Origin of the sequence: Furfurilactobacillus cerevisiae (genome assembly GCF_048961765.1) — a bacterium.
Taxonomy (GTDB): Bacteria; Bacillota; Bacilli; order Lactobacillales; family Lactobacillaceae; genus Furfurilactobacillus; species Furfurilactobacillus milii_A.
In genome coordinates this window covers 2,256,730-2,279,096 of record NZ_CP185253.1, presented here as the reverse complement: position 1 = coordinate 2,279,096, position 22,367 = coordinate 2,256,730, and the positions used below count along the sequence as shown (strand labels likewise).

Here is a 22,367-nt window from a genome sequence, read left to right as displayed (position 1 = left end):
ACCACATTATACTGCTAATTCGATGATGAAATACCCGCTCGGCTAAGTTTTAAAGGCCACAACCCGATTGACTTGAATCAGTCATCAAAGTGGCTATAATGTGTTGCATGTGCCGGGTTGAAAACCATTTATCGGTTTGCTCATCAAACTTTCATATGAGCTTGGTGTTTGTGTTAATCTGGTGTAAGATGATTGAGCTTGAAAGCCGCAAGCAAGTTGTGGCTTTTTTGCCGTTTTTAGCCAACCAATTGAGTTAATTGGCTGACCGTTTAAATAAATGATAAGTCTATTTTTATAAAATAGCCGATATAATGGGTGACAGCTAACGGTGTTTGACCATTAGCTGTCCGTTTAAAAGGAGTTTCAATATGTGGCGCTATTTGAAGCGACTATTAATTGGTAAGCCGCTAAAAACTTTAGATGAAGGCGGACAATCGCTGACTAAATTTAAGGCATTGGCCTTGCTTTCATCAGATGCACTTTCCTCAGTGGCGTATGGGACTGAACAGATTACCACGGTGTTGGTAACATTATCCGCTGCGGCAATCTGGTTCTCCCTGCCAATTGCTGGGATTGTGCTCATTTTACTGTTGGCGATTACGTTATCGTATCAACAGATTATCCATGCGTATCCTTCGGGTGGTGGGGCCTATGTGGTTGCTACTAAAAACTGGGGTCGTCCGGCTGGATTAGTCGCTGGTGGCTCGTTACTGGTTGACTATATGTTAACCGTGGCGGTTTCTGTGACGTCAGGGACTGAAGCGATTACGTCGGCAATTCCAGCCTTGTACAATCATCAAGTTGGGATTTCTATTGTGATTGTGTTGTTTGTTATGGCGCTCAACCTGCGTGGGATGAGTGAGTCAGCAAACTTCTTGACCGTACCGGTGTATTTCTTCGTCGTGATGATTCTGTTAATGATTTCTGTGGGAATCTTTAATATTGCCACAGGTCGCATTGTTTATCACGCTACAGCTGCTGTGGGGGCGCCGGTTAAAGGGATGACGGTATTACTGTTCATCAAGGCCTTTAGTTCTGGGTCATCATCGTTGACTGGTGTTGAAGCCATTAGTAATGCGGTGCCAAACTTCAAGAAACCGAAGACAAAGAATGCTGCAGGGACACTGGCTATCATGGCCACCATTTTGGCGTTCTTCTTTGGCGGTATCACGTTCATCAACTACTGGTTGGGGATTAAGCCAATGGCAACTCAAACGGTCTTGTCTCAGATTGGTGTTACCGTCTTCGGACATGGATTACTGTATTACTTGTTCCAAACGTCCACGGCCATGATTTTGGCGGTTGCGGCCAATACCGGTTTTTCAGCCTTCCCAATCTTAGCCTTTAACTTGGCTAAGGATAAAAACTTACCACATGCTTACATGGACCGTGGTGACCGGTTGGGTTATTCAAACGGGATTATTACGTTAGCAGCAGGTGCCATTGCCCTAATTGTAATTTTCCATGCGCAAACAACGCTATTGATTCCACTGTATGCGGTTGGTGTGTTCGTGCCGTTTGCTCTATCACAATCAGGGATGATTATTCATTGGCGGCGTGAACGTGAAGGCTTCTGGCAAGGGAAAGCATTTATCAACTTTGTCGGTGCTTTTATCTCAGCTGCCATTGCCATCTTCTTGTTTGTTACTCGGTTTAGTAATGTTTGGCCTTACCCAATCGTGATGGCGTTGCTAATGTGGATGTTCCACAAGATCCATTCACATTACATGACTGTTGCTGAACAGTTGCGAGTTGCGGCTAACGTTGAGACAAAGCCACACCACTATGACGGGGCGACTGTCATCGTGTTGGTTTCAAACGTCACACGGGTGACTAAGAGCGCGATTGATTACGCTGAGTCCATTGGGGATTATGTCATTGCGATGCACGTTTCGTTTGACCAGAACCCGGGTAAGGAACGTGAGACGGTGACTGAATTTAAGCGCGACTTCCCGAATGTCCGGTTTGTGGATATCCATTCATCTTACCGGTCTGTTTCTGGGCCTGTGCTAAGGTTCTGTGATGTTATTGCCAAACGTGCGGCCGAGCGAAATTACAGTACTACGGTATTGGTACCACAGTTCGTGCCTAAACGACCGTGGCAAAACATTCTGCATAACCAAACGAGTTTACGTTTGCGCTCAGTGCTGAATTCGCGTGAAAACATCATTGTCTAGTAGATTGTAAAATTAATCCGAACGCTGTTCGGACAAAAAAGATCAGCTTCCTTTAAAATGGTGTTTACAACAAACCCATCTTTTAGGAGCTGATCTTTTGTCTAGTATAACCTATTCCGAACGAATTAAAATCGAAACCTTTTGTGAACTAGGGCTGTCCAATATCCAAATGGGCGTTCGGCTGAACCGATCACCGTCAACAATTTCTTATGAATTATCTCGATGTCAACCTTATCAGGCTGAATTAGCACAAACAGATGCCGAATACAAGCGATCACGATGTGGTCGGAAAACTAAGCTGAGCGATGAGTTAAAGCAAACAATTCTCAACCATTTACATCTAAGCTGGTCACCAGGAATGATTGCTCACGAATTTAAACTAGCGACTAAATCTATTTATAATTGGCTAAATCAGGGGAGAATTGGTTTCTCCTTGAATGATCTACCTGAACATGGCGTACGCCAACGGCGTAACGTTGACCAACGATCCAAATATAATCAATCTTTGGGGCGATCGATTGAACAGCGTCCCATGATGATTAATCAACGTAATCGCATCGGTGATTTTGAACTAGATACCGTCGTTGGCCCTCGTGGGCATAGTAAGGCAGTTTTATTAACTTTAATCGATCGCAAATCACGGTTCCTTTGGGCATATCGGTTAAAGGACCGAACGACAGCGAGTGTTAATGAAGCACTGACTAAGTTCCTAACAACTTTTAATGGACCGGTGCACAGTTTTACTGTGGACCGTGGTACTGAGTTTAGTGGGCTAGTATCATTTGAATCACAATATGGTATTAAGACCTATTACTGTCATGCTTATACGCCAGCTGAACGTGGTAGTAATGAACGCTTTAATCGGAATTTACGTTATTTTTATCCTAAGGGGACTCGTTTTGAGCACATTAGTGCTCAAGATTTAACGACGACGTTACTCCAAATTAACCAGAGACCGCTTAAAATACTTGACTGGAAAACACCGTATCAGGTTATGCTGACCAATTTGTCCAAAAATTCGGATTAAATTTGCAATCTACCGTCTCCACGTATAACTACCATTTGAAACAGTAATTAACTAAATTTTGTTTTATGAAGATCCTATTCGAAATTTGAATAGGATCTTTTTTTATTGGCACATGTGTCGAGGCTCGTTACGCAAGCTTTACACAATCTATACAACACATACATGAGGCTTTTACGTTGATTCGCTATGCTTTATTCAACGGGTAAGGTAGGTTGTTACTCAAAAAATGTGGGGGTTAGATTATGAAAAAAGCAGCTTTAGTGAGCGTCCTAGGATTGAGCTTGGTATTTACCTTGGCAGGTTGTCAGTCGGCTAAGCATACCAACGTTGCGAGTGCAGATAAGAAGATTTCTGGCAAGGTTGTCGCGGTTGGATCTACTGCACTCCAGCCTTTAGTAGAACAGGCGGGACAAACATTTCAGGATGATCATTCAGGTGTCACCATTAATGTACAAGGCGGCGGTTCCGGTGCCGGACTAGGTCAGGTATCCAAAGGTGCAGTTAACATTGGCAACTCTGATCTGTTTGCTGAGGAGCAAAAAGGTCTTAATACCGCCGGAATGGTCGACCATCGTGTGGCAGTAGTTGGGATGGCGCCAGTAGTAAATCCTGATACGAATGTGAAGAATGTGACCAAACAACAGTTGAAGGATATTTTTACTGGTAAGATCGACAACTGGAAAGCAGTTGGTGGCAAGGACGAGAAAATTGTCATTATCAATCGTGCTAAGGGATCAGGTACACGCGCAACGTTTGAAAAATTCGGACTGGACGGTCAACAAGCTGCCCAGAGTCAAGAACAAGACTCTAACGGGACTGTTCAAAAGATTGTTAAAACGACTCCTGGTGCCATTAGCTATCTCGCCTTTTCATACATTAAGCCGGACATGCAAGCCCTCAGTATCGACCACGTTAAGCCAACGGACGCGAATGTTGCTGATAATCACTGGAAAATCTGGTCCTATGAACACATGTACACTAAAGGTAAGGCTAGCCTCGCCACAAAGACCTTTATCAAGTTTATGACGAGCGATGCTATTCAAAAGCACCTCGTTAAAAAGCTTGGCTACATCCCACTGACGAGTATGCATGTCAGCCGTGATGTGAACGGTAACATGCACAAAGGTGCTTAGAAAAGCGAATTAAAAAGTATATTTTTAAAGATTAAAAATAAAAGCGGGACATAACACGTTTTGGCTTTCTCAGGTAACTTGAATAAGGGATTCATGGGTGTCTTTCCCATGAATCCCTTATTCGTGTTAGATGAGCAAAAGTCAGTGTTATGTCCCGCGTTTACGTCAATTTTTCATCCGCATGACCCTTTGCGGTTGAAGAAAAATTGCCTGTTGACGTTTCATTAGAAATTGAGTTGAGGCGTTATGTCCCAGTATCATTTTTAGCCGTTAAATGTATTTTAATCGAGGCCTTACGGGCATTATTTGGACACAGCATAAGGAACTTCTGCGAATTCTTCGTCGATTTTCTTGAGTTGTGCTTGACCGTTCGTTTTGCTCGTCAATTCAGTGGCAAACTGAATATCATCTGTACCAACAAGAACCGTAACTGTAACAGCAACGCCGTAGTCGGTTCCAACAATGTGGTCGACGCGATCAGCCAACCAAGTATTTAGTGGTTCAGCCTGTTTGTAGTCCAAGGTGATCTCATATCGTGTTAAAATTTTCCGCTCGACGATTGGAGCATCTTGAATAGCCAAACTTGCAGAACTGCCATACGCGCGAATGAGGCCGCCAGCGCCCAGCTTGATGCCGCCGAAGAAACGGGTGACGACAATAATGACGTTATGCAGATGTTGTTGCTGGATGACATTTAGAATCGGTGATCCGGCCGTCCCAACAGGTTCACCAGCGTCGCTTTGGCGGGTTAACTCATCGTGATCGCCAGCTACGTAAGCGTAGGCGGCGTGATTAGCCTTAGCGTGTTGTGCCTGGACTTGATCCAGAATGTTTGTTGCATCGGTTTCGGTTGTGATTGGCGCAGCATAACCGATAAAACGCGATTTTTTAATGGTTTGTTCAGCTTCGTGAGCGGTGGCAAGGGAAAGAAAAGGAAATTCTGACATTTTTGTCCTCCAACAAATAAATCTGCTTAAAAATACGTATGTAAGGTTATGAACGAGATAATGCTTAAAAAGCGGGGATGAATCATGAATGAAGAGTTATTTGGCCGTCAATTAACGGCTACACAATTGCCGCCGACTTTTGAACCAACAGATCCGCGAATCGTGTCACGACCTGCAATGACGATTAGTGGCCGGTGGGTTCGTTGTGAACGATGCCATCAGCAACTTGAAAAAGCTCATGTGGCATTGCCAGCAGGCGGCTACTACTGTCCAGGTTGCTTGGCTCTGGGGCGGATTACGAGTCGACAATCGTTGTTGACCATCCCTGAACCGAATGCATTTCCACCACAAACGACCACACTGACGTGGGCGGGATCACTGACGCGATTACAACAAATTTGTGCGCAGGATGTTCAGAGCGTCTTCGGCAAACGTCAGCGCCACTTATTATGGGCAGTTACGGGAGCGGGCAAAACCGAGATGCTGTTTTTAGGATTAGCAGACGCGCTCAAACGCGGTGATCGGGTGGCGGTTGCCTCACCGCGAGTAGACGTGTGTATTGAGTTATTCCCACGGTTTCAACAAGCATTTAAAAACACGCCGATGGTTTTGCTTCATGGCCAGTAAACCGAACATTATCGATACTGTCAGTTTACTGTGTGTACGACGCATCAACTGCTTCGATTTTATCATGCTTTTGATGTTTTAGTGGTTGATGAAGTTGATGCCTTTCCGTTTGCACAAAACAAGCAATTAATGTTTGCCGTCGATCAAGCCATTAAACCTGATGGTGCTTGCCTATACCTAACGGCCACACCGGGGACTGAACTGATGCACGCAGTGACTAGGCGGCAATTAACAATGAGTTACTTACCGTTACGATTTCATGGTCATCTGCTTCCTGAAATTCAGTGTCGAGGAGCGTGGCACTGGCGTGAAAAATTGCAACGTGGACGATTACCGGCAGGCCTGCAGGTTGCCATTACAGCTCGCCTGCGTCAGCACAAACGTTTTTTGCTATTTGTCCCACATGTGGCACAATTGCCGGATGTTGCGGCAGCTATTGGACATTTTGCACCCAGAGCGTCGTTTGTCACTGTTCATGCGGCAGATGGAGAACGGGTTGAAAAAGTGGCTGCAATGCGTCAAAAAAAAGTGGATTTTTTAGTGACAACCACCATTTTAGAACGGGGAGTGACGTTTCCAGACATCGATGTATTGGTGCTGGGCGCTGATGATGCGGTGTTTTCCACGGCCGCATTAGTACAGATTGCCGGTCGAGCAGGCAGAAACGCTGCCGCACCGGACGGGAAAGTTATTTATTGGATTGAACAAACAACGCTTACGCTGCGCCAGGCAATCCGTCAGATTCAAGTTGTGAACCAAAAGGGAAGGCGGTTACCCGAATGGCGGCATGCCTGATGTGCCAAAAGATGTTATCTAAGAGCCTGACTATTCGTGCGTTATTAAGTTGGCGAAAAGTGACGGACGATGTTATTTGTAAAAATTGTAAGGCTACTTTTACTGTTATTCGTGAATCAAAAGCGTGTCCTCAATGTGGCCGAAATCAGGAAAATCAGGAGATTTGTCAAGATTGCCAACGCTGGCACTTAATGCCGAACACATTGAAGATCAAAAACCGTGGTTTATTTCAATACACGCCGGTCATGCATGACTACATGCATCAGTATAAATTCAATGGCGATTTGAGATTAGCAAAGGTTTTCCAACATGTTGTACAACTGGCAGTTGATGCGGCTCAAGTTGATGTTGTGATACCAGTGCCAGTGTCAGACACAACGTTTGACCACCGCGGGTTTAATCAAGCAGCCGAGTTATTGCAATTGGTTGTGGAGAATCGCCATTCTCCAGTTGTTTTTCCTGCACTTAAAGTGGTGACACATGACAAACAGCAGCAATCCAAGCAAGGACGAAAAGACCGAATGACTCGTACCCAACCGTTCGTAATTGATCCGAACTATGCGGAAAAATTGCATGGCAATAAAATTTTAATCTTTGATGATGTCTATACGACTGGCCGAACGCTACACTTTGCAGCACAGGCGTTGCAAACGGTTGAAGTCGTTTCGATGATAGGGCTTACATTAGCAAGATAACAGTCTTTAAGAGGGATATCCGTTGAGAGTTTGAAGCGGGTTGGTTATAATGAAACTACAGATAGAGATAGAGTGGTCCTATCGAAATCAATTCATGTTTGGATGGCGTCGTCCACATGTGAATCTAAAAGCCCCCGCATAGCGGGAACTTAGTTCGGAAGGGAGCGAAGTTTTATGTTAGATGTACAAACTCGTGGAGAAAACATCTCTGTAACCGATGCACTCAGGGACTACGTAGATAAAAAGGTGACTAAGATTGGTCGTTATCTAGAGCCAAATGTTAGCGCCATTGCGCATGCAAACTTGCGCGTTTATCCCAACAAGACCGCTAAAGCGGAAGTCACCATTCCATTGCCTTACTTAACATTACGGGCAGAGGAAACTTCTGATGACTTGTACAAGAGTATTGATACCATGTCAGATCGACTAGAGCGTCAAATTCGGAAGTACAAGACAAAGGTTAACCGGAAGTCCCGTGAAAAGGGCTACAAGGGCTTAGACTTCCGTCCAGATGAAGAAGCAACACCAACTCAGCCAGAAACGCGGTTTGATGTTGTGCGGACCAAGAGTTTGCAGTTGAAACCAATGGACAATGAAGAAGCAATTCTTCAGATGGATCTGTTGGGACACGACTTCTTCATTTACCAGGACGCAGAGACGGATGAAGTAAATGTTGTTTATCGTCGTAATGACGGTCGTTATGGTTTACTTCAAGCTGGTTCAAATGACTAGCGCCGTCACAATCATCGAATAATTTAATTTTGTTTACCTTACCCACCGTTATGGACAGCATCCGCAACGGTGGGTTTTGTTTGGCTTTTTTCTGACTGGTTTGAGCTGAATGTGTTTGCAATGAGAAGCTTAAATGATAGAATGAATATCTGATAGACTGCACTAGTTGCAACGTTTAACGCGTTTTTAGGGAAGGATAAAGTTACAACATGCCAAATGTATTAAAACGCTGGGTTGAATCTGATGCCCGGAAAGTTACGCGTTTAGGTCACACAGCTGATAAGGTGATGGCTTACGAAGATGAATACGCAAAATTAAGTGATGAAGATTTACAGGCTAAGACGCCTGAATTTAAAGAACGCTACAAAAAGGGTGAAAGTCTTGATGACTTATTACCTGAAGCATTTGCGGTAGCACGTGAAGGGGCCAAACGTGTTTTAGGTTTGTTCCCATTTCGCGTTCAAATTATGGGGGGCATCGTGCTCCATAATGGGGATATTGCTGAAATGAAAACCGGTGAAGGGAAGACGTTGACGGCGACCATGCCTGTTTACCTTAATGCCTTGACCGGTGATGGTGTTCACGTTGTTACGGTTAACGAATACCTGTCAGAACGTGATGCTACTGAAATGGGTGAACTGTATAACTGGCTTGGTCTGAGTGTCGGCATTAACGGCTCTGAGAAGTCGGCCGAAGAAAAACGGGAAGCCTACAACGCTGATATTACTTATTCCACTAACGGTGAAATTGGGTTTGATTATCTACGTGATAACATGGTTGTTTACAAAGAGGACCAAGTACAACGTGGCTTAAACTTCGCCATTATTGATGAAGTTGACTCCATTTTGATCGATGAGTCACGGACGCCATTGATTATTTCAGGTGGTTCAGCTGGCAATACGAATTTGTACGAACGTGCTGATCGGTTTGCCAAAACGCTGCGTGAAAAGAGTGATTATAAGGTTGACCTGGAATCCAAGACGGTTTCGTTAACGGATGAAGGAAACCGTAAAGCAGAAGAATACTTCGGCTTGGACAATCTGTATGACACTGAAAATACAGCTTTAACTCACCATTTGGATCAAGCTTTACGTGCTAACTACATCATGTTTAACAACAAAGACTATGTGGTTCAAGACGGCGAAGTTCAGATCGTGGATTCATTTACTGGTCGAATTATGGAAGGCCGTCGTTTCTCAGATGGTTTGCATCAGGCTCTGGAAGCTAAAGAGCATGTGGACATTCAAGAAGAAACCAAGACAATGGCCAACATCACGTATCAGAACTTATTCCGGATGTATAACAAACTTTCAGGGATGACTGGGACAGCCAAGACGGAACAGGAAGAATTCCGTGAGATTTATAACATGGAAGTTATTTCAATTCCAACCAACCGGCCAGTTATTCGTAAGGATGAGCCTGATTTACTGTACCCAAGTTTGAAGAGTAAGTTTAACGCGGTTATTAATGAGATCGTTAAACTTCACAAAAAGGGTCAACCCATGTTAATTGGGACGGTGGCCGTTGAAACTTCTGAATACTTGTCACATCAATTGGACCAGTTGGGCATTCCCCATAATGTTTTGAACGCTAAGAATCACGCGCGTGAAGCCGAAATTATCATGAATGCTGGTCAAAAGGGTGCCGTAACGATTGCCACCAACATGGCCGGTCGTGGGACGGATATCAAGCTTGGACCTGGTGTTAAGGAAGTTGGCGGATTAGCCGTTATTGGGACTGAACGACATGAGTCACGACGGATTGATAATCAGCTTCGTGGCCGGTCTGGTCGTCAAGGTGATCCTGGCTTTTCACAATTCTATCTGTCACTGGAAGATGACTTAATGTTACGGTTCGGTTCAGATCGCGTTAAGGCTATCTTGCAACGGATGAATGTGGAAGATGACGATGCGGTAATTAAGAGTCGACTCATTACACGCCAGGTTGAATCAGCCCAGAAACGTGTTGAAGGGAACAACTACGACTCACGTAAAAATGTTCTGCAATATGATGATGTTATGCGTGAGCAACGTGAAGTTATTTATAAGCAACGGCAATTAGTTATCAATGAGCCTGATGATCTTAAGTGGGTGATCATGCCGATGATTGAACGAACGGTTAACCGGATTGTTGACATGCATACTAATGGTGACCAAAAGAAGTGGGAACTTGACAGTATTGTCGACTTTGCCCGTTCAGCAATGGTTAATGATGATGCGATTTCAGAGGATGATTTACAAGGTAAGTCTGCTGATGAAATCAAGTCATATCTAATGGATCAAGCCGAAACTGTGTACAAGGACAAGCAAAAGCAACTTTATGACCCTAGTCAAATGCTTGAATTTGAAAAGGTGGTTGTGTTGCGTTGTGTGGACTCTCACTGGACAGATCACATTGATACGTTGGATCAACTACGGCAGTCCATTCAATTGCGTGGTTATGGTCAGTTGAACCCGTTGATTGAATATCAAAGTAATGCGTTTACCATGTTTGAAGAAATGATTTCCGATATTGAATACGACGCAACCCGTCTGTTCATGAAGAGTGAAATTCGTCAAAATATGGAACGGTAATAATTAACAACACTTAGAAGGACTGTCTCACCTTGTTTACAGGTATGACAGTCCTTCATTCATTAATTACACAAAGATAAGGAGTGAGCATATGGAATTAGCAGAGGCACGCCAACGTTTGGCCGATATGCAACAACAAATCACGAACTTTAGGGGGTCACTTTGACCTCGATGCCTTGAACCAAAGTATCGCTGAAAACGAGGCACGAATGGCGGAGCCACATTTTTGGGATGATAACGTGGCCGCTCAACAAGTTATTGATGACAATAATGCGCTGAAGGCAAAGCACGACACATTTATGGAGCTTGACCAGGCCGTAGAGGACCTTGCAGTGACGATTGAGTTATTGGAAGAAGACGATGATCCTGAAATGGCAGCTCAGTTAGATGAAGAAATGACCACCACTGACAAAAAGTTGCAGTCATACCGGCTGACACAGCTATTGGATCAGCCTTATGACGGTAATAATGCCATTTTAGAAATTCATCCCGGTGCTGGTGGTACGGAATCACAAGATTGGGGTCAAAACCTCATGCGGATGTACACGCGATGGGCCGAACAGCATCAATTCAATGTCGATATTGTTGACTACCAAGCAGGTGACACTGCCGGCTTAAACAGCGCAACGTTGCTCATTAGTGGAACAAATGCGTATGGCTATTTACGGAGTGAAAAAGGCGTGCACCGATTTGTGCGGATCTCACCGTTTGATTCAGCCGGTCGGCGACACACCTCGTTTGTTAGTGTTGATGTTATGCCAGAATTGGATGATTCCGTCCAGGTTGATCTGAACCCTGACGACATCAAGATGGAAGTTTTCCGTTCAAGTGGTGCTGGTGGTCAGCACATTAATAAGACGTCATCGGCCGTGCGTTTGATCCATATTCCCACAGGGATTGTTGTTTCTTCACAGGCGCAGCGGTCTCAGTTTCAAAATAAGGCCACTGCAATGGCCATGTTAAAGGCCAAGTTATATGAACGTGAGGAACAAAAAAAGGCCGAAGAAAAGGCGAAACTGGAAGGGACTCAGCTTGAGATTGGTTGGGGATCACAAATTCGCTCTTACGTTTTCCAGCCTTACACGATGGTGAAGGATCACCGAACAGATTATGAAACGGGTAACGCCCAAGCGGTGCTCGATGGCGATCTTGATCCGTTTATTGATGCTTATTTACAATGGAATCTGAAACAGAAAAATCCTGATTAGACGAAATGCAAACGCGTTTGTTGTGATGCCTGTCAAACGTCGTGTTTGTTAGACGACTTCAAAGTTTAATATGATATACTGCACCTGACATTTGACACAGACATTGACAATTTGGAGAGGAAATAGCCATGAAACGAGTTCTGGTGGTCGATGATGAACCGAGTATTGTAACGCTGCTACAGTACAATCTCGAACAAGCAGGATATGCGGTCGAGATTGCCACAGATGGTCCAAAAGCCTTAGCAAAGATTCGCGAAGGTGGTTACTTTTGTGTGCTACTAGATTTAATGTTGCCAGAATTAGATGGTATTGAGGTGACAAAACAGGTTCGTCGAGATGGTATTCAAACACCGATTATTATCGTCACGGCCAAGGGTGAAGAATTTGACCGGGTGTTTGGCCTCGAAATTGGTGCGGATGATTATATTACCAAGCCATTTTCACCACGCGAAGTGTTGGCACGCATTAAGGCGGTCACCCGCCGTAGTGAGCGGACAGCGGTCACTCAGAAAGAACCCGACCGACTAGTTCAAGTTGGTGCGTTAACGATTGATGAAGACCGCTTGCAGGTAAAACGGGATGATCGGCCGATTGCATTGACACCCAAAGAATTTGAACTGTTAGATTATTTTGCCGAACGGCAGGGCAGAGTGTTGGATCGCGATACGTTATTGAATGGTGTTTGGGGGTTCAACTACGCAGGTGATAGTCGCATGGTCGATATGCATGTCAGTCATCTGCGGGAAAAGATTGAACCGGATCCCAAACATCCACAGTATTTAAAAACCGTTCGTGGCTTCGGCTATCAATTTGGTGAATAGCGTATGAGAACTTTAGGCAGACGTTTAATATTTATTGCAGGTGTCGTCAATTTAGGGCTATTATTTTTGCTGATCGGCGTTATTGGTCACGTTTCAGAATCACGTTTAAAAATGATCGTCGTGGTCATTGTTTTTGGCGCGATGGTTTTGGAAACGTTAATTATTGCGTGGTTAATTGCCAACCAGCAGCGTGTGGTCAGTGATTTAACAACGCAAGTCTTACGGTTGAGCTCCCCAAAGGATGCACGACGGATTATTTTACCTGACAATCATGCTTATGCCGATTTGGCCCAAGCAATCAACATGGCCGCTGACGAATTACGTCATCAGAGCCACGTTTTCCAACGTCAGGAAAATGAACTCGATAATTTACTTGAGTATTTACCAGTGGGTGTTATTGTGATTGATCGTCATCGGATGACACAATTATTGAATCCGATGGCGGCTCAGTTGCTAGAAATCAATACGGACCCGCAAGCGCATTTGTATACGGCAGATGTGCGGCAGTATGACTTAATGACTCAAATTGAAACGACAATGCGCGATCACAGTAATATACGACAAACATTGACGTTACACTTACCGACATCGCCTAGAACACTTGAGGTTTCAACCATCTATACGGAACCGCGGCCAAACCATCAGCAAGTGCTCGTTTTGCTGTACGATCTTACGGAAGTCACTCAAATCGAGCAGATGCAGTTAGACTTCGTTTCCAATGCCTCACATGAGTTGAAAACGCCGTTAACAGCCATTGCTGGTTTTACAGAAACATTGTTGGCAGGAGCTAAAGATGATCCGGAAAAGCGGGATGAATTTCTTAAAATTATTGATGAACAAGCCCATCAATTGATGGACCTAATTGAAGATGTTTTATCCGTTTCACGTTTGCAGAATCCTGTGAGCCAAACAGCTACGTTAACTAAAGTTGATTTGCACAAGCTAGTTGATCGACAGCTAACGTTACAAGCTCAGTCTATTCAGCGGAGTACTTTAAAGGTCACTAATCAGGTTCCAGAAGAAACCATGGTAGAGACAGATGTTACGAAGTTAGAACAAATCATTAAGAATTTGATCTCTAATGCGGTTAAATATAATCGTCCCGGTGGTGAGATTCACATTATGTTTACCGCAACTTCTCTGCATGGGTGGCAACTTAGTGTTCAGGACACTGGCTATGGCATCGCGGAAGAACAACAAGGCCGAATTTTTGAACGCTTTTACCGGGGGGATCCATCCCGGACAAAGCAACGTGTTCCAGGTACTGGCCTGGGATTGGCGATTGTCCAGGAGTTGGCGACCCTATTAAAGGGTGAAGTAAGCGTTAAGAGTCAACTAGATGTCGGGACGACCATGACAATTAGTTTTCCTAAGTAACTAGCATTAAATAATCATTTGAAAACAGCGTTTGCGCTAGCATACAGTCATTGAAAAAGACTGATGCTGGGGCAAACGCTGTTTTTGTAAACGTCTTTACACAACCTTTACATGCTGACCAAGAGTCCTTTACATCAATTCGATACACTGAGTATATGCAAAAGCGTGATGCGCAGACTTCTGGGCGACAGGTGCACGTTTAAAAGAGTGGTGCCGAAGCTTGGCATTTTTAGGAGGGACAGCATGAACAAACGACGCATTGCAGGTGTGGCCTTGTTCTTGATTGCCGTTGGCGGACTATTAGGATTGGGTTACCAAACACGTAACCGTTCTTCAGCAGGCGGTTCAATTACAACGGTGGGATCAACCGCGTTGCAACCACTGGTTGAGGCAGCTGGTGAACAATTTAGTGGTGATCATCTCGGCGTTTTTATTAATGTTCAAGGTGGTGGTTCAGGAACTGGATTGAGTCAAATCCAAGAGGGAGCCGTCGCAATTGGTGACTCGGACGTTTTCGCCGAAGAGCAGTCAGGCATTCATTCACATAATTTAGTTGACCATCGTGTTGCCGTTGTCGGAATTGTTCCGATTATCAATAAGGAAGTTGGCCTAAAAACGTTAACCACAGCGCAGTTGCAAAAGGTTTTCGATGGTACGTATACAAACTGGCGAGAACTTGGTGGCAAAAATGTCCCAATTACGATTGTGAACCGAGCCCAGGGATCTGGTACACGGGCGACATTCGAAAAGTGGGCGTTACGTGGTCACCGCGTGAAAACAGCTCAAGAGCAGGATTCATCTGGGATGGTGAGATCCATTGTCAGCACAACACCTGGGGCCATTAGTTATGTCGCGTTTTCTTACGCTAATAAAACAGTTCAGAAGGTTGCAATCAACGGTGTGGCGCCGACAAATCAAAACGTCACGTCTAACAAGTGGCAAGTTTGGTCATACGAGCACATGTATACGAATGGCCGTCCCAAAGGCGTCGCAAAATCATTTTTAAACTACATTGAATCACCAAAAATTCAGTCAACATTAGTACGACAGTTAGGTTATATCAGTATTTCTCAAATGCATGTGGAAAGAGATGTAAAAGGTCGGGTTACGGTGATTCGTTAGTTAGGAATGAAGGAGAGCAAACGGCATGGATAAGATAAAAGAGAAGTTGCAACAAACATCGCAGGCGACACGTAGTGAACGACGAGGCCGCTTTATCAGTTTCCTAGCGCTAATTTTAATTCTGGTGGTTGTGATTGCTATCTTTTGGTTTGTGGCTGCTAAGGGGTTAGCGACATTCTTTCAAAACCACATCAACGTGGGGGATTTTTTAAGCGGAAAAACATGGGATCCGTCTGTCAAAGGTGCTAATGGAAAGCCTGAGGTCGGCGCACTACCGATGATTGTTGGATCGTTTTTAATTACGTTGTTATCGGCGCTAGTGGCGACACCATTTGCGATTGGAACGGCAGTGTTTATGAATGAAATTGCGCCACGCAACGGAGCCAAGATTTTGCAGCCGGTTACTGAACTGCTGGTAGGAATCCCCTCAGTTGTTTACGGATTTATCGGACTGTCAGTCGTTGTCCCATTTGTTCGCCACGTGTTTGGTGGCAGTGGTTTTGGGATTCTTTCAGGGACTTTTGTTCTATTCGTAATGATTCTGCCGACCGTTACTTCGATGACGGCCGATACACTCAAGTCGGTACCACGTTATTACAGGGAAGCTTCGTTAGCACTAGGCGCCACTCGCTGGCAAACAATCCATAAGGTAGTTCTCCGTGCGGCGACACCTGGTATTTTAACAGCGATTGTTTTTGGGATGGCACGGGCATTTGGCGAAGCACTGGCTGTCCAAATGGTAGTCGGTAATGCGACACTGCTACCGCATAATTTAGTGTCACCATCCTCCACGTTGACTTCTGTTTTGACGGAAGGCATTGGCAATACGGTTATGGGCAGTTTGCAAAACAACGCTTTGTGGTCATTAGCATTAGTTCTATTGATCATGTCTTTGTTCTTTAACGTTATCATTCGGATTATTGGACGGAAAGGGGAACTCCGCTAATGAATGCAAAAACGGCAGACAAAATTGCAACAGCAGTGTTTTACGCCATTGCGGGTTCGGTCATCTTAATTCTAGCTTTTCTACTTGGATACATTTTGATTTCAGGTTTTCCCAAACTGACGTGGCAATTTTTGACAACACCGGCAAAGGCCTTTACGGCCGGTGGGGGGATTGGCATTCAATTATTTAATTCATTCTATTTATTACTTTTGGCCATGTTGATCTCGTTTCCAATTGCACTTGGGGCCGGTATTTACCTCAACGAATATGCCAAACAAAACTGGCTAACAACGATTATTCGGACCGCTATTGAAATTCTTAGTTCTTTGCCATCAGTAGTGGTTGGTCTGTTTGGGTTCTTACTCTTCGTTGTCCACATGAAAATGGGCTTTTCAATTTTATCAGGTGCCTTGGCCTTGACGTTTTTCAACCTCCCGTTGCTGACCCGAAGCATTGAAGGTTCGTTAGCTGCCATTCCTAATCTTCAACGAGAAGCTGGATTGGCCTTGGGGTTGTCACGCTGGGAGACAGTTACCCACGTTATTTTGCCCGCGGCCGTTCCCAGCATCCTGACCGGTGTTATTCTCAGTGCTGGCCGTGTATTCGGTGAGGCGGCTGCTTTGATTTACACATCAGGACAATCGGCACCAGCACTAAACTTTGGCGACTGGAACCCATTCAATATTTCGAGTCCGTTAAACCCGATGCGTCCGGCCGAAACGTTGGCGGTGCACATTTGGAAAATTAATTCGGAAGGCATTATGCCAGACGCGAGCGCAGTTTCTGCAGGTTCTTCGGCCGTTCTGGTTCTGGCAGTACTGTTATTTAACTTCTTGGCACGCTGGCTCGGTCGTCGCTTATATCATCGATTAACGTCCTCAACCAACTAAAACACGTCCGAAGGGAGTCATGAGGATGAGTGAAAAGATCAATGCATCAGCAGATGCACCATTACGTAATATTTATCATTTTGATGAAGCAACGCATGAAATTGCATTATCCACACATAACTTGCACGTGTTTTATGGTGATAACGAAGCACTGACAGAGGGTGATTTACAATTTGAACGCTATAAAATCACTGCCCTTATTGGTGCATCCGGGTCTGGTAAATCTACTTTTTTACGCTCGCTTAATCGCATGAATGACGGAATAGCAAGAGTAGAGGGCGAAATTCGTTACCGTGACTTGGACATTAATAGTAATCAAATCGATGTTTATGAAATGCGTCGTCATATCGGGATGGTGTTTCAGCGACCAAATCCGTTTGCCAAATCCATTTACGATAATATTACCTTTGCTTTGAAACAACGCGGTGTCAGGAACAAGCAGCGCCTTGATGAAATCGTAGAAACATCGTTACGTCAGGCTGCTATGTGGGATCAGGTCAAAGATGAACTTCATCAAAGCGCACTCGCTTTATCCGGTGGACAGCAACAACGATTATGTATTGCCCGTGCCATCGCGATGGCACCCGACATTCTCTTGCTGGATGAACCGGCCAGTGCACTGGATCCCGTTGCCACTTCACAGATTGAAGACACATTGTTACAACTTAAGGAAAAATATACCATCATTATTTTGACGCACAATATGCAGCAGGCCGCGCGAATTAGCGACTATACCGCTTTCTTTCACCTCGGTAAGGTGCTGGAATACGACGAAGCCCGCAAAATTTTTACCCGTCCCAAAGTCGCAATCACAAATGACTATATTTCAGGTAACTTTGGTTAAAATGGGGAGGCTCAGTGTAATGGCACTACCGATAATGTCTACGGATAACTTACATTTGTTCTACGGGAAAAAGGAAGCCTTAAAAGGAATCAACCTCGATTTTCAAGAAAAAGGGATTACCGCGCTCATTGGCCCCTCAGGATGTGGTAAATCAACTTTTCTTCGTTGCTTAAACCGTATGAATGATTTGATTGATGATGTGACCATTACGGGTAACGTGATGTTTAAGAATCAAAATGTTTATGCGCCGGATACAGATATCGTGGCTCTTCGTAAGGAAGTTGGCATGGTTTTTCAACAGCCTAATCCGTTTCCATTTTCAATTTATGAAAATGTAATTTATGGATTACGATTGGCCGGCGTACGTGATAAACAAGTTCTTGATGAAGCGGTTGAACGTAGTTTACGTCAGGCAGCCATTTGGGATGAAGTGAAGGATGACTTGCACAAAAATGCCTTAGCTTTATCCGGTGGACAGCAGCAACGTGTTTGCATCGCAAGAGTCCTGGCCGTTTCACCGGATGTTTTATTACTAGATGAGCCGACCAGCGCTCTCGACCCGGTGTCTAGTCACGTGATTGAAGAAACTTTGTTGCAATTACGGTATGATTACACTGTGATTACGGTGACACATAATCTTCAACAGGCATCACGAATTGCGGACCGAACTGCCTTTTTCCTTCAAGGTGAACTGATTGAAGTAAGCGATACTAAAAAAATGTTTATGGATCCTCAGAAACAGCAAACACAAGATTATATTTCCGGTCGTTTCGGCTAACCGAAACCGCTTTAGCAAACATTGGAAAAGGAGTTGGCATTATGCGACGGTTGTTTGATGATGAACTGAATGATTTGGATACTAGTTTTACAGAAATGGGCATGCTTGTTTCTGAGGCGATTGGGAAAGCCGTGACTTCATTTGTCAATCATGATCGAACGCTCGCCCAGTCAGTCATTGATGATGATCATCTAATCAATGATCGTGAAGTCGCACTAGAAAAGAAATCATTTGAAATGATTGCTTTGTATCAGCCGGTGACGACAGACCTAAGGGAAATTGTGACGATTTTGAAGGCCGTTTCTGACCTGGAACGAATGGGGGATTACGCTCGCAGTATTGCGCATTCAACGATTCGGGTCAAAGGAAACAAACGGGTTGCTACGACGGAACAACACATTTCAGAGATGGGCGCTATTGTTCAACAGATGGTCGCAGATGTACTAGACGCTTATGTAAAAGATGATGATGGTCGTGCCCGCAAGATTGCTGCAGTGGATGCACAGGCTGCAGACTATTATCAGTTAATTTATATGGAAAGTATCGATCAGATGCGACAAGATCCCGAAGTTGTAATTGGCAGTACAGACTACCTGTCCGTAGCACAGTTCTTAAAGCGCATTGGCGATTACGTGACCAACATTTGCGAATGGATTGTTTATCTTCAGACAGGTAAAATTGTCGAATTAAATCCGCGGAATGTCGATTCGGGAACGGAAAATAAATAGTTGAATTAGTAATGAATTGATTAAAGGCAGCTTGTCCCTTTTGAGTGAATTCGCGTGTTTTCAGGAACGTGAAGAAACGATAATGAGGGTGAGCTGTTTTAGTGTTTATTAAGGGCTTTTGAAAAATTGGTCACGGTGCGCTGTTTGCGATAAAATTAGGACATTCAGGTTACACAACAGAAAGCGAGGTAAACCTGCTTGAGCAAACGAAAATTGACAAAGTCAGCAACGGATCGTTGGATTGGTGGCGTATTCGGTGGCATTGGTGAGCATTTGCACATTAATCCAACAATTTTGCGAATAGCTTATATTATTTTGGCTATTGCGATTCCGCCTCACTGGTTGATATCGTTGGTGGCGGTGGTTCTGTATGGTGTTCTACTGTGGTTTTTACCAAATGACCGTCAGCAGAGTGATGCATCATTTTTTAACTTATTTGGTGACTTATTTAGTGGTCAGAGTGCCTCACAATCCTCTCGATCACGAGCACGAAAACAAATCCATGCCGAAGAACGTGACGTGCATGAAAATAAAGGGGATAAACAATAAAAATGAAGTTTTGGCAACGGATTATTGTCGATGCACTATTATTTATGGCGATTGCCGGATTTTTCCGCAATAGTTTTGCGGTTTCTAGTGTGTGGTACGCGTTGGTCGCCAGTTTAGTGTTGGCGATTTTAAATGCGGCCATTAAGCCGATCTTGGTGGTATTATCATTACCAATAACATTTTTAACGTTAGGGCTGTTTTCAATTGTCATAAATGCACTGATGTTGGAACTGACAAGTTTCTTCGTTGGCGCACAGAATTTCCATATTGCCAACTTCGGCATGGCAATGTTGGCAGCGATTATTATGTCCATTTGTAACGCCGTCATTTCTGGGTATTTTAGTAAAGAGTGATGATAGAAGAGTGATGCCGAAGCCCTGAGAGAAGTTGAGCAATAACGTGGAAGGCTTGGCATTCGGCGGTTTTCCGAATGAAACGACTTACGGGTTATGCGCAGGCTTCTGGGCGACAGGTGCACGTTTAGAGTGATGCCGAAGCCCGGGAAGGTTCGAGCAACAACGTAGAGACATATTTAAGGAGGAGTATTCGTGGCAGACAGTGTAACGATACGGGAGCTGGTAGAGAATACCAGGTTAACCGTCTATTATGGTAAAGAGTATCTGGACGATCGCCGCATTACGACACCGGACATCTCACGTCCGGGTTTGGAAATGACTGGTTATTTTAACTATTATCCACCGGAACGTATTCAGTTACTGGGGATTACAGAAACGTCATTTTCTAAAAAGATGAGTCATGAGGAGTTACTCATGATTATGCGGAAGATGGCAGATCCTAAAACGCCTTGTTTTGTTGTGTCAACTGGAATTGAACCACCGGCAGAGCTGATTCAGGCGGCAACAGAGCAACATATTCCTGTGTTGGGGTCCAAACAAACGTCATCGCGAATTCTTTCAAATATGTCGATTTACTTAAGTGGCGTATTGGCAAAACGGCAATCGATTCACGGTGTGCTAGTTGATATTTATGGACTTGGGGTTCTTATCACTGGTGACTCAGGTGTTGGTAAATCTGAAACGGCCTTGGAACTTATCCGTCGTGGACACCGGCTGATTGCGGACGACCGGGTTGATGTTTATCAACAGGATGAACAAACATTAGTTGGTGAGGCGCCAAAGATTTTAAACCACTTAATGGAAATCCGTGGGATTGGTATTATCGATGTGATGAATCTGTTTGGTGCTGGTGCGGTCAGAAGTCAGGCCAAGATTCAACTGATTGTTCATTTGCAAAACTGGACGCCTGATGCTCAATTTGATCGTTTGGGCAACGCAGATGATGAGCGCCAAATCTTCGACGTTCAGGTACCGATGATTTCAATTCCTGTTAAGACAGGTCGTAACTTGGCCATCATTATTGAATCTGCCGCGATGAACTTCCGTGCTCGCTCTATGGGGTATGATGCGACAAAGACATTCGACGACAATTTAAACAGTTTGATTCAGGAAAACTCCAAGCGTGATGAAGCTGCTGAGGCAGCAAATGAAGCAAAGACGACCGATGATAGTGCATCGGCCACTAAGGATAAGGATTAAAGCATGGCGTTTACTTCACTTGTTGGGGCGTTGAACCCAATCGCACTGCATTTAGGACCCATTGAGGTTCATTGGTATGGCGTCATTATTACTACCGGTGTTTTCATTGCGTTATGGTTGTCTGTTCGTGAAGCCCGCAGACGTCAGATTAATCCTGATGATCTATATGACTTTTTGCTCTGGGCATTACCGGTTGCGCTGATTTCTGCACGTATCTATTATGTTGTTTTTCAATGGTCCTACTATCAACATCATTTAGATCAGATCATTGCCATCTGGGATGGTGGTATTGCGATCTATGGTTCACTCATTGGTGCCATTATTGTGGTGATTCTGTTTACCCGCTGGCGTAAAATTCCGACATTTCTGTTTCTGGACGTGTTAGCGCCGACCGTGATTATGGCGCAAGGAATTGGTCGATGGGGCAACTTTATGAACCAAGAAGCTTTTGGTAAAATAACCACATTGGCACATCTGCATGCCTTGCATTTGCCACAATTTATCATCACACAAATGGACATTGGCGGCGTTTATCGTACGCCGACATTCCTGTATGAATCCGTATGGGACATCGCCGGCTTTATCTTTCTGTTAGCTACGCGTCACATTAAGGGGTTGTATTTGCGTGGCGAGGTTTTCTTTATTTATGTAGCATGGTATGCGTTTGGTCGGTTTTTCGTGGAAGGTATGCGGACTGATAGCCTAATGTTAGGCCCAGCACGCGTATCACAATGGCTGTCCGTTGTTCTCTTTGTTGGTGCTTGGGTCTGGTTGATCATTCGGCGTCGACAGCATAATGTGCCATCTTATTTATCAGGAATGACGGTTGCAAAGAAATAACT

At 44.4% G+C, this 22,367-nt stretch carries 20 protein-coding genes and 1 pseudogene; 20 read left to right on the top strand and 1 reads right to left on the bottom strand.

Translation table 11 applies throughout. The annotated features are described in order from the left end of the window. The first annotated feature begins 368 nt into the window (after window positions 1–368). The 3 genes from ABUE36_RS11290 to ABUE36_RS11280 all read left to right on the top strand — a co-directional run bounded on the left by ABUE36_RS11290 (window position 369) and on the right by ABUE36_RS11280 (window position 4,337). Window positions 369–2,177, top strand: a complete 1,809-nt coding sequence (locus ABUE36_RS11290; protein WP_421016759.1) for an APC family permease — start codon at window positions 369–371, stop codon at window positions 2,175–2,177. A 97-nt stretch (window positions 2,178–2,274) separates the two neighbouring features. Continuing rightward, on the top strand, window positions 2,275–3,204 hold the full coding sequence (locus ABUE36_RS11285; protein ID WP_096109805.1) for an IS30-like element ISLpl1 family transposase: 930 nt from the start codon (window positions 2,275–2,277) through the stop codon (window positions 3,202–3,204). A gap of 242 nt (window positions 3,205–3,446) precedes the next feature. After that, the gene (locus ABUE36_RS11280) at window positions 3,447–4,337 is read left to right on the top strand and encodes a phosphate ABC transporter substrate-binding protein PstS family protein (RefSeq protein ID WP_161001592.1); all 891 of its coding nucleotides are present in this window, start codon (window positions 3,447–3,449) and stop codon (window positions 4,335–4,337) included. A gap of 302 nt (window positions 4,338–4,639) precedes the next feature. Here ABUE36_RS11280 and ABUE36_RS11275 read toward each other — a convergent pair whose 3' ends face one another. Beyond that, complete coding sequence (locus ABUE36_RS11275) at window positions 4,640–5,284, bottom strand: YigZ family protein (RefSeq protein WP_161001593.1); 645 nt, start codon at window positions 5,282–5,284, stop codon at window positions 4,640–4,642. A gap of 84 nt (window positions 5,285–5,368) precedes the next feature. On the opposite strand from ABUE36_RS11275, the pseudogene ABUE36_RS11270 reads away from it, so the two are divergent. The 17 genes and pseudogenes from ABUE36_RS11270 (at window position 5,369) to lgt (ending at window position 22,365) form a co-directional block, all read left to right on the top strand. Beyond that, a pseudogene (locus tag ABUE36_RS11270) lies at window positions 5,369–6,706 on the top strand (DEAD/DEAH box helicase). Further along, window positions 6,691–7,401 carry a ComF family protein gene (locus ABUE36_RS11265; protein WP_421016758.1) on the top strand — a complete coding sequence of 237 codons (711 nt, stop codon included), beginning with the start codon at window positions 6,691–6,693 and terminating at the stop codon, window positions 7,399–7,401. Before ABUE36_RS11270 ends, ABUE36_RS11265 begins: the two are co-directional and overlap by 16 nt. Window positions 7,402–7,575: 174 nt before the next feature. Further along, the gene (gene hpf / locus ABUE36_RS11260; protein ID WP_017262149.1) at window positions 7,576–8,133 is read left to right on the top strand and encodes a ribosome hibernation-promoting factor, HPF/YfiA family; all 558 of its coding nucleotides are present in this window, start codon (window positions 7,576–7,578) and stop codon (window positions 8,131–8,133) included. A gap of 209 nt (window positions 8,134–8,342) precedes the next feature. Then, window positions 8,343–10,706, top strand: a complete 2,364-nt coding sequence (secA, locus tag ABUE36_RS11255; protein ID WP_421016757.1) for a preprotein translocase subunit SecA — start codon at window positions 8,343–8,345, stop codon at window positions 10,704–10,706. 91 nt (window positions 10,707–10,797) lie between these two features. Further along, window positions 10,798–11,914 (top strand): peptide chain release factor 2 gene (gene prfB / locus ABUE36_RS11250; protein ID WP_421016756.1). Its coding sequence is split into 2 segments (ribosomal slippage): window positions 10,798–10,869 and window positions 10,871–11,914, totalling 1,116 coding nucleotides; the frame shifts between segments, so codons are not numbered across the junction. Window positions 11,915–12,042: 128 nt separating this feature from the next. Then, window positions 12,043–12,735, top strand: a complete 693-nt coding sequence (locus ABUE36_RS11245) for a response regulator transcription factor (protein ID WP_161001597.1) — start codon at window positions 12,043–12,045, stop codon at window positions 12,733–12,735. Between the two features lie 3 nt (window positions 12,736–12,738). After that, the gene (locus tag ABUE36_RS11240; protein WP_161001598.1) at window positions 12,739–14,112 is read left to right on the top strand and encodes a sensor histidine kinase; all 1,374 of its coding nucleotides are present in this window, start codon (window positions 12,739–12,741) and stop codon (window positions 14,110–14,112) included. A 243-nt stretch (window positions 14,113–14,355) separates the two neighbouring features. Beyond that, window positions 14,356–15,234, top strand: a complete 879-nt coding sequence (locus ABUE36_RS11235; protein WP_161001599.1) for a phosphate ABC transporter substrate-binding protein PstS family protein — start codon at window positions 14,356–14,358, stop codon at window positions 15,232–15,234. A gap of 25 nt (window positions 15,235–15,259) precedes the next feature. Continuing rightward, a complete protein-coding gene (gene pstC, locus ABUE36_RS11230) occupies window positions 15,260–16,180 on the top strand; it encodes a phosphate ABC transporter permease subunit PstC (protein WP_161001600.1) in 921 nt (306 codons plus the stop codon). Continuing rightward, complete coding sequence (gene pstA, locus ABUE36_RS11225) at window positions 16,180–17,070, top strand: phosphate ABC transporter permease PstA (RefSeq protein WP_421016755.1); 891 nt, start codon at window positions 16,180–16,182, stop codon at window positions 17,068–17,070. The genes pstC and pstA overlap by 1 nt, the downstream gene beginning before the upstream one ends. A 19-nt stretch (window positions 17,071–17,089) precedes the next feature. Next, window positions 17,090–17,914 (top strand): phosphate ABC transporter ATP-binding protein PstB, encoded by an 825-nt coding sequence (gene pstB / locus ABUE36_RS11220; RefSeq protein ID WP_421016754.1) that lies wholly within the window; start codon window positions 17,090–17,092, stop codon window positions 17,912–17,914. A gap of 19 nt (window positions 17,915–17,933) precedes the next feature. Further along, the gene (gene pstB, locus ABUE36_RS11215) at window positions 17,934–18,692 is read left to right on the top strand and encodes a phosphate ABC transporter ATP-binding protein PstB (protein ID WP_161001603.1); all 759 of its coding nucleotides are present in this window, start codon (window positions 17,934–17,936) and stop codon (window positions 18,690–18,692) included. Window positions 18,693–18,733: 41 nt separating this feature from the next. Continuing rightward, complete coding sequence (gene phoU, locus ABUE36_RS11210) at window positions 18,734–19,420, top strand: phosphate signaling complex protein PhoU (RefSeq protein WP_421016753.1); 687 nt, start codon at window positions 18,734–18,736, stop codon at window positions 19,418–19,420. 198 nt (window positions 19,421–19,618) lie between these two features. Then, complete coding sequence (locus ABUE36_RS11205) at window positions 19,619–19,969, top strand: PspC domain-containing protein (protein WP_421016752.1); 351 nt, start codon at window positions 19,619–19,621, stop codon at window positions 19,967–19,969. Window positions 19,970–19,971: 2 nt separating this feature from the next. Continuing rightward, complete coding sequence (locus ABUE36_RS11200) at window positions 19,972–20,322, top strand: phage holin family protein (protein ID WP_017262161.1); 351 nt, start codon at window positions 19,972–19,974, stop codon at window positions 20,320–20,322. Between the two features lie 195 nt (window positions 20,323–20,517). Continuing rightward, window positions 20,518–21,525, top strand: coding sequence for an HPr(Ser) kinase/phosphatase (gene hprK, locus ABUE36_RS11195; RefSeq protein ID WP_161001606.1), 1,008 nt, complete (start codon window positions 20,518–20,520; stop codon window positions 21,523–21,525). 3 nt (window positions 21,526–21,528) lie between these two features. Next, complete coding sequence (lgt, locus tag ABUE36_RS11190; protein ID WP_161001607.1) at window positions 21,529–22,365, top strand: prolipoprotein diacylglyceryl transferase; 837 nt, start codon at window positions 21,529–21,531, stop codon at window positions 22,363–22,365. Window positions 22,366–22,367 lie beyond the last annotated feature (2 nt).

Bases quoted from the DNA above. Each gene is read 5' to 3' on its own strand.
- ABUE36_RS11290 (WP_421016759.1), top strand. From the start codon at position 369: ATGTGGCGCTATTTGAAGCGACTATTAATTGGTAAGCCGCTAAAAACT.
- ABUE36_RS11280 (WP_161001592.1), top strand. From the start codon at position 3,447: ATGAAAAAAGCAGCTTTAGTGAGCGTCCTAGGATTGAGCTTGGTATTT.
- ABUE36_RS11275 (WP_161001593.1), bottom strand. From the start codon at position 5,284: ATGTCAGAATTTCCTTTTCTTTCCCTTGCCACCGCTCACGAAGCTGAA.
- ABUE36_RS11265 (WP_421016758.1), top strand. From the start codon at position 6,691: ATGGCGGCATGCCTGATGTGCCAAAAGATGTTATCTAAGAGCCTGACT.
- hpf (WP_017262149.1), top strand. From the start codon at position 7,576: ATGTTAGATGTACAAACTCGTGGAGAAAACATCTCTGTAACCGATGCA.
- secA (WP_421016757.1), top strand. From the start codon at position 8,343: ATGCCAAATGTATTAAAACGCTGGGTTGAATCTGATGCCCGGAAAGTT.
- ABUE36_RS11245 (WP_161001597.1), top strand. From the start codon at position 12,043: ATGAAACGAGTTCTGGTGGTCGATGATGAACCGAGTATTGTAACGCTG.
- ABUE36_RS11240 (WP_161001598.1), top strand. From the start codon at position 12,739: ATGAGAACTTTAGGCAGACGTTTAATATTTATTGCAGGTGTCGTCAAT.
- ABUE36_RS11235 (WP_161001599.1), top strand. From the start codon at position 14,356: ATGAACAAACGACGCATTGCAGGTGTGGCCTTGTTCTTGATTGCCGTT.
- pstC (WP_161001600.1), top strand. From the start codon at position 15,260: ATGGATAAGATAAAAGAGAAGTTGCAACAAACATCGCAGGCGACACGT.
- pstA (WP_421016755.1), top strand. From the start codon at position 16,180: ATGAATGCAAAAACGGCAGACAAAATTGCAACAGCAGTGTTTTACGCC.
- pstB (WP_421016754.1), top strand. From the start codon at position 17,090: ATGAGGATGAGTGAAAAGATCAATGCATCAGCAGATGCACCATTACGT.
- pstB (WP_161001603.1), top strand. From the start codon at position 17,934: ATGGCACTACCGATAATGTCTACGGATAACTTACATTTGTTCTACGGG.
- phoU (WP_421016753.1), top strand. From the start codon at position 18,734: ATGCGACGGTTGTTTGATGATGAACTGAATGATTTGGATACTAGTTTT.
- ABUE36_RS11200 (WP_017262161.1), top strand. From the start codon at position 19,972: ATGAAGTTTTGGCAACGGATTATTGTCGATGCACTATTATTTATGGCG.
- lgt (WP_161001607.1), top strand. From the start codon at position 21,529: ATGGCGTTTACTTCACTTGTTGGGGCGTTGAACCCAATCGCACTGCAT.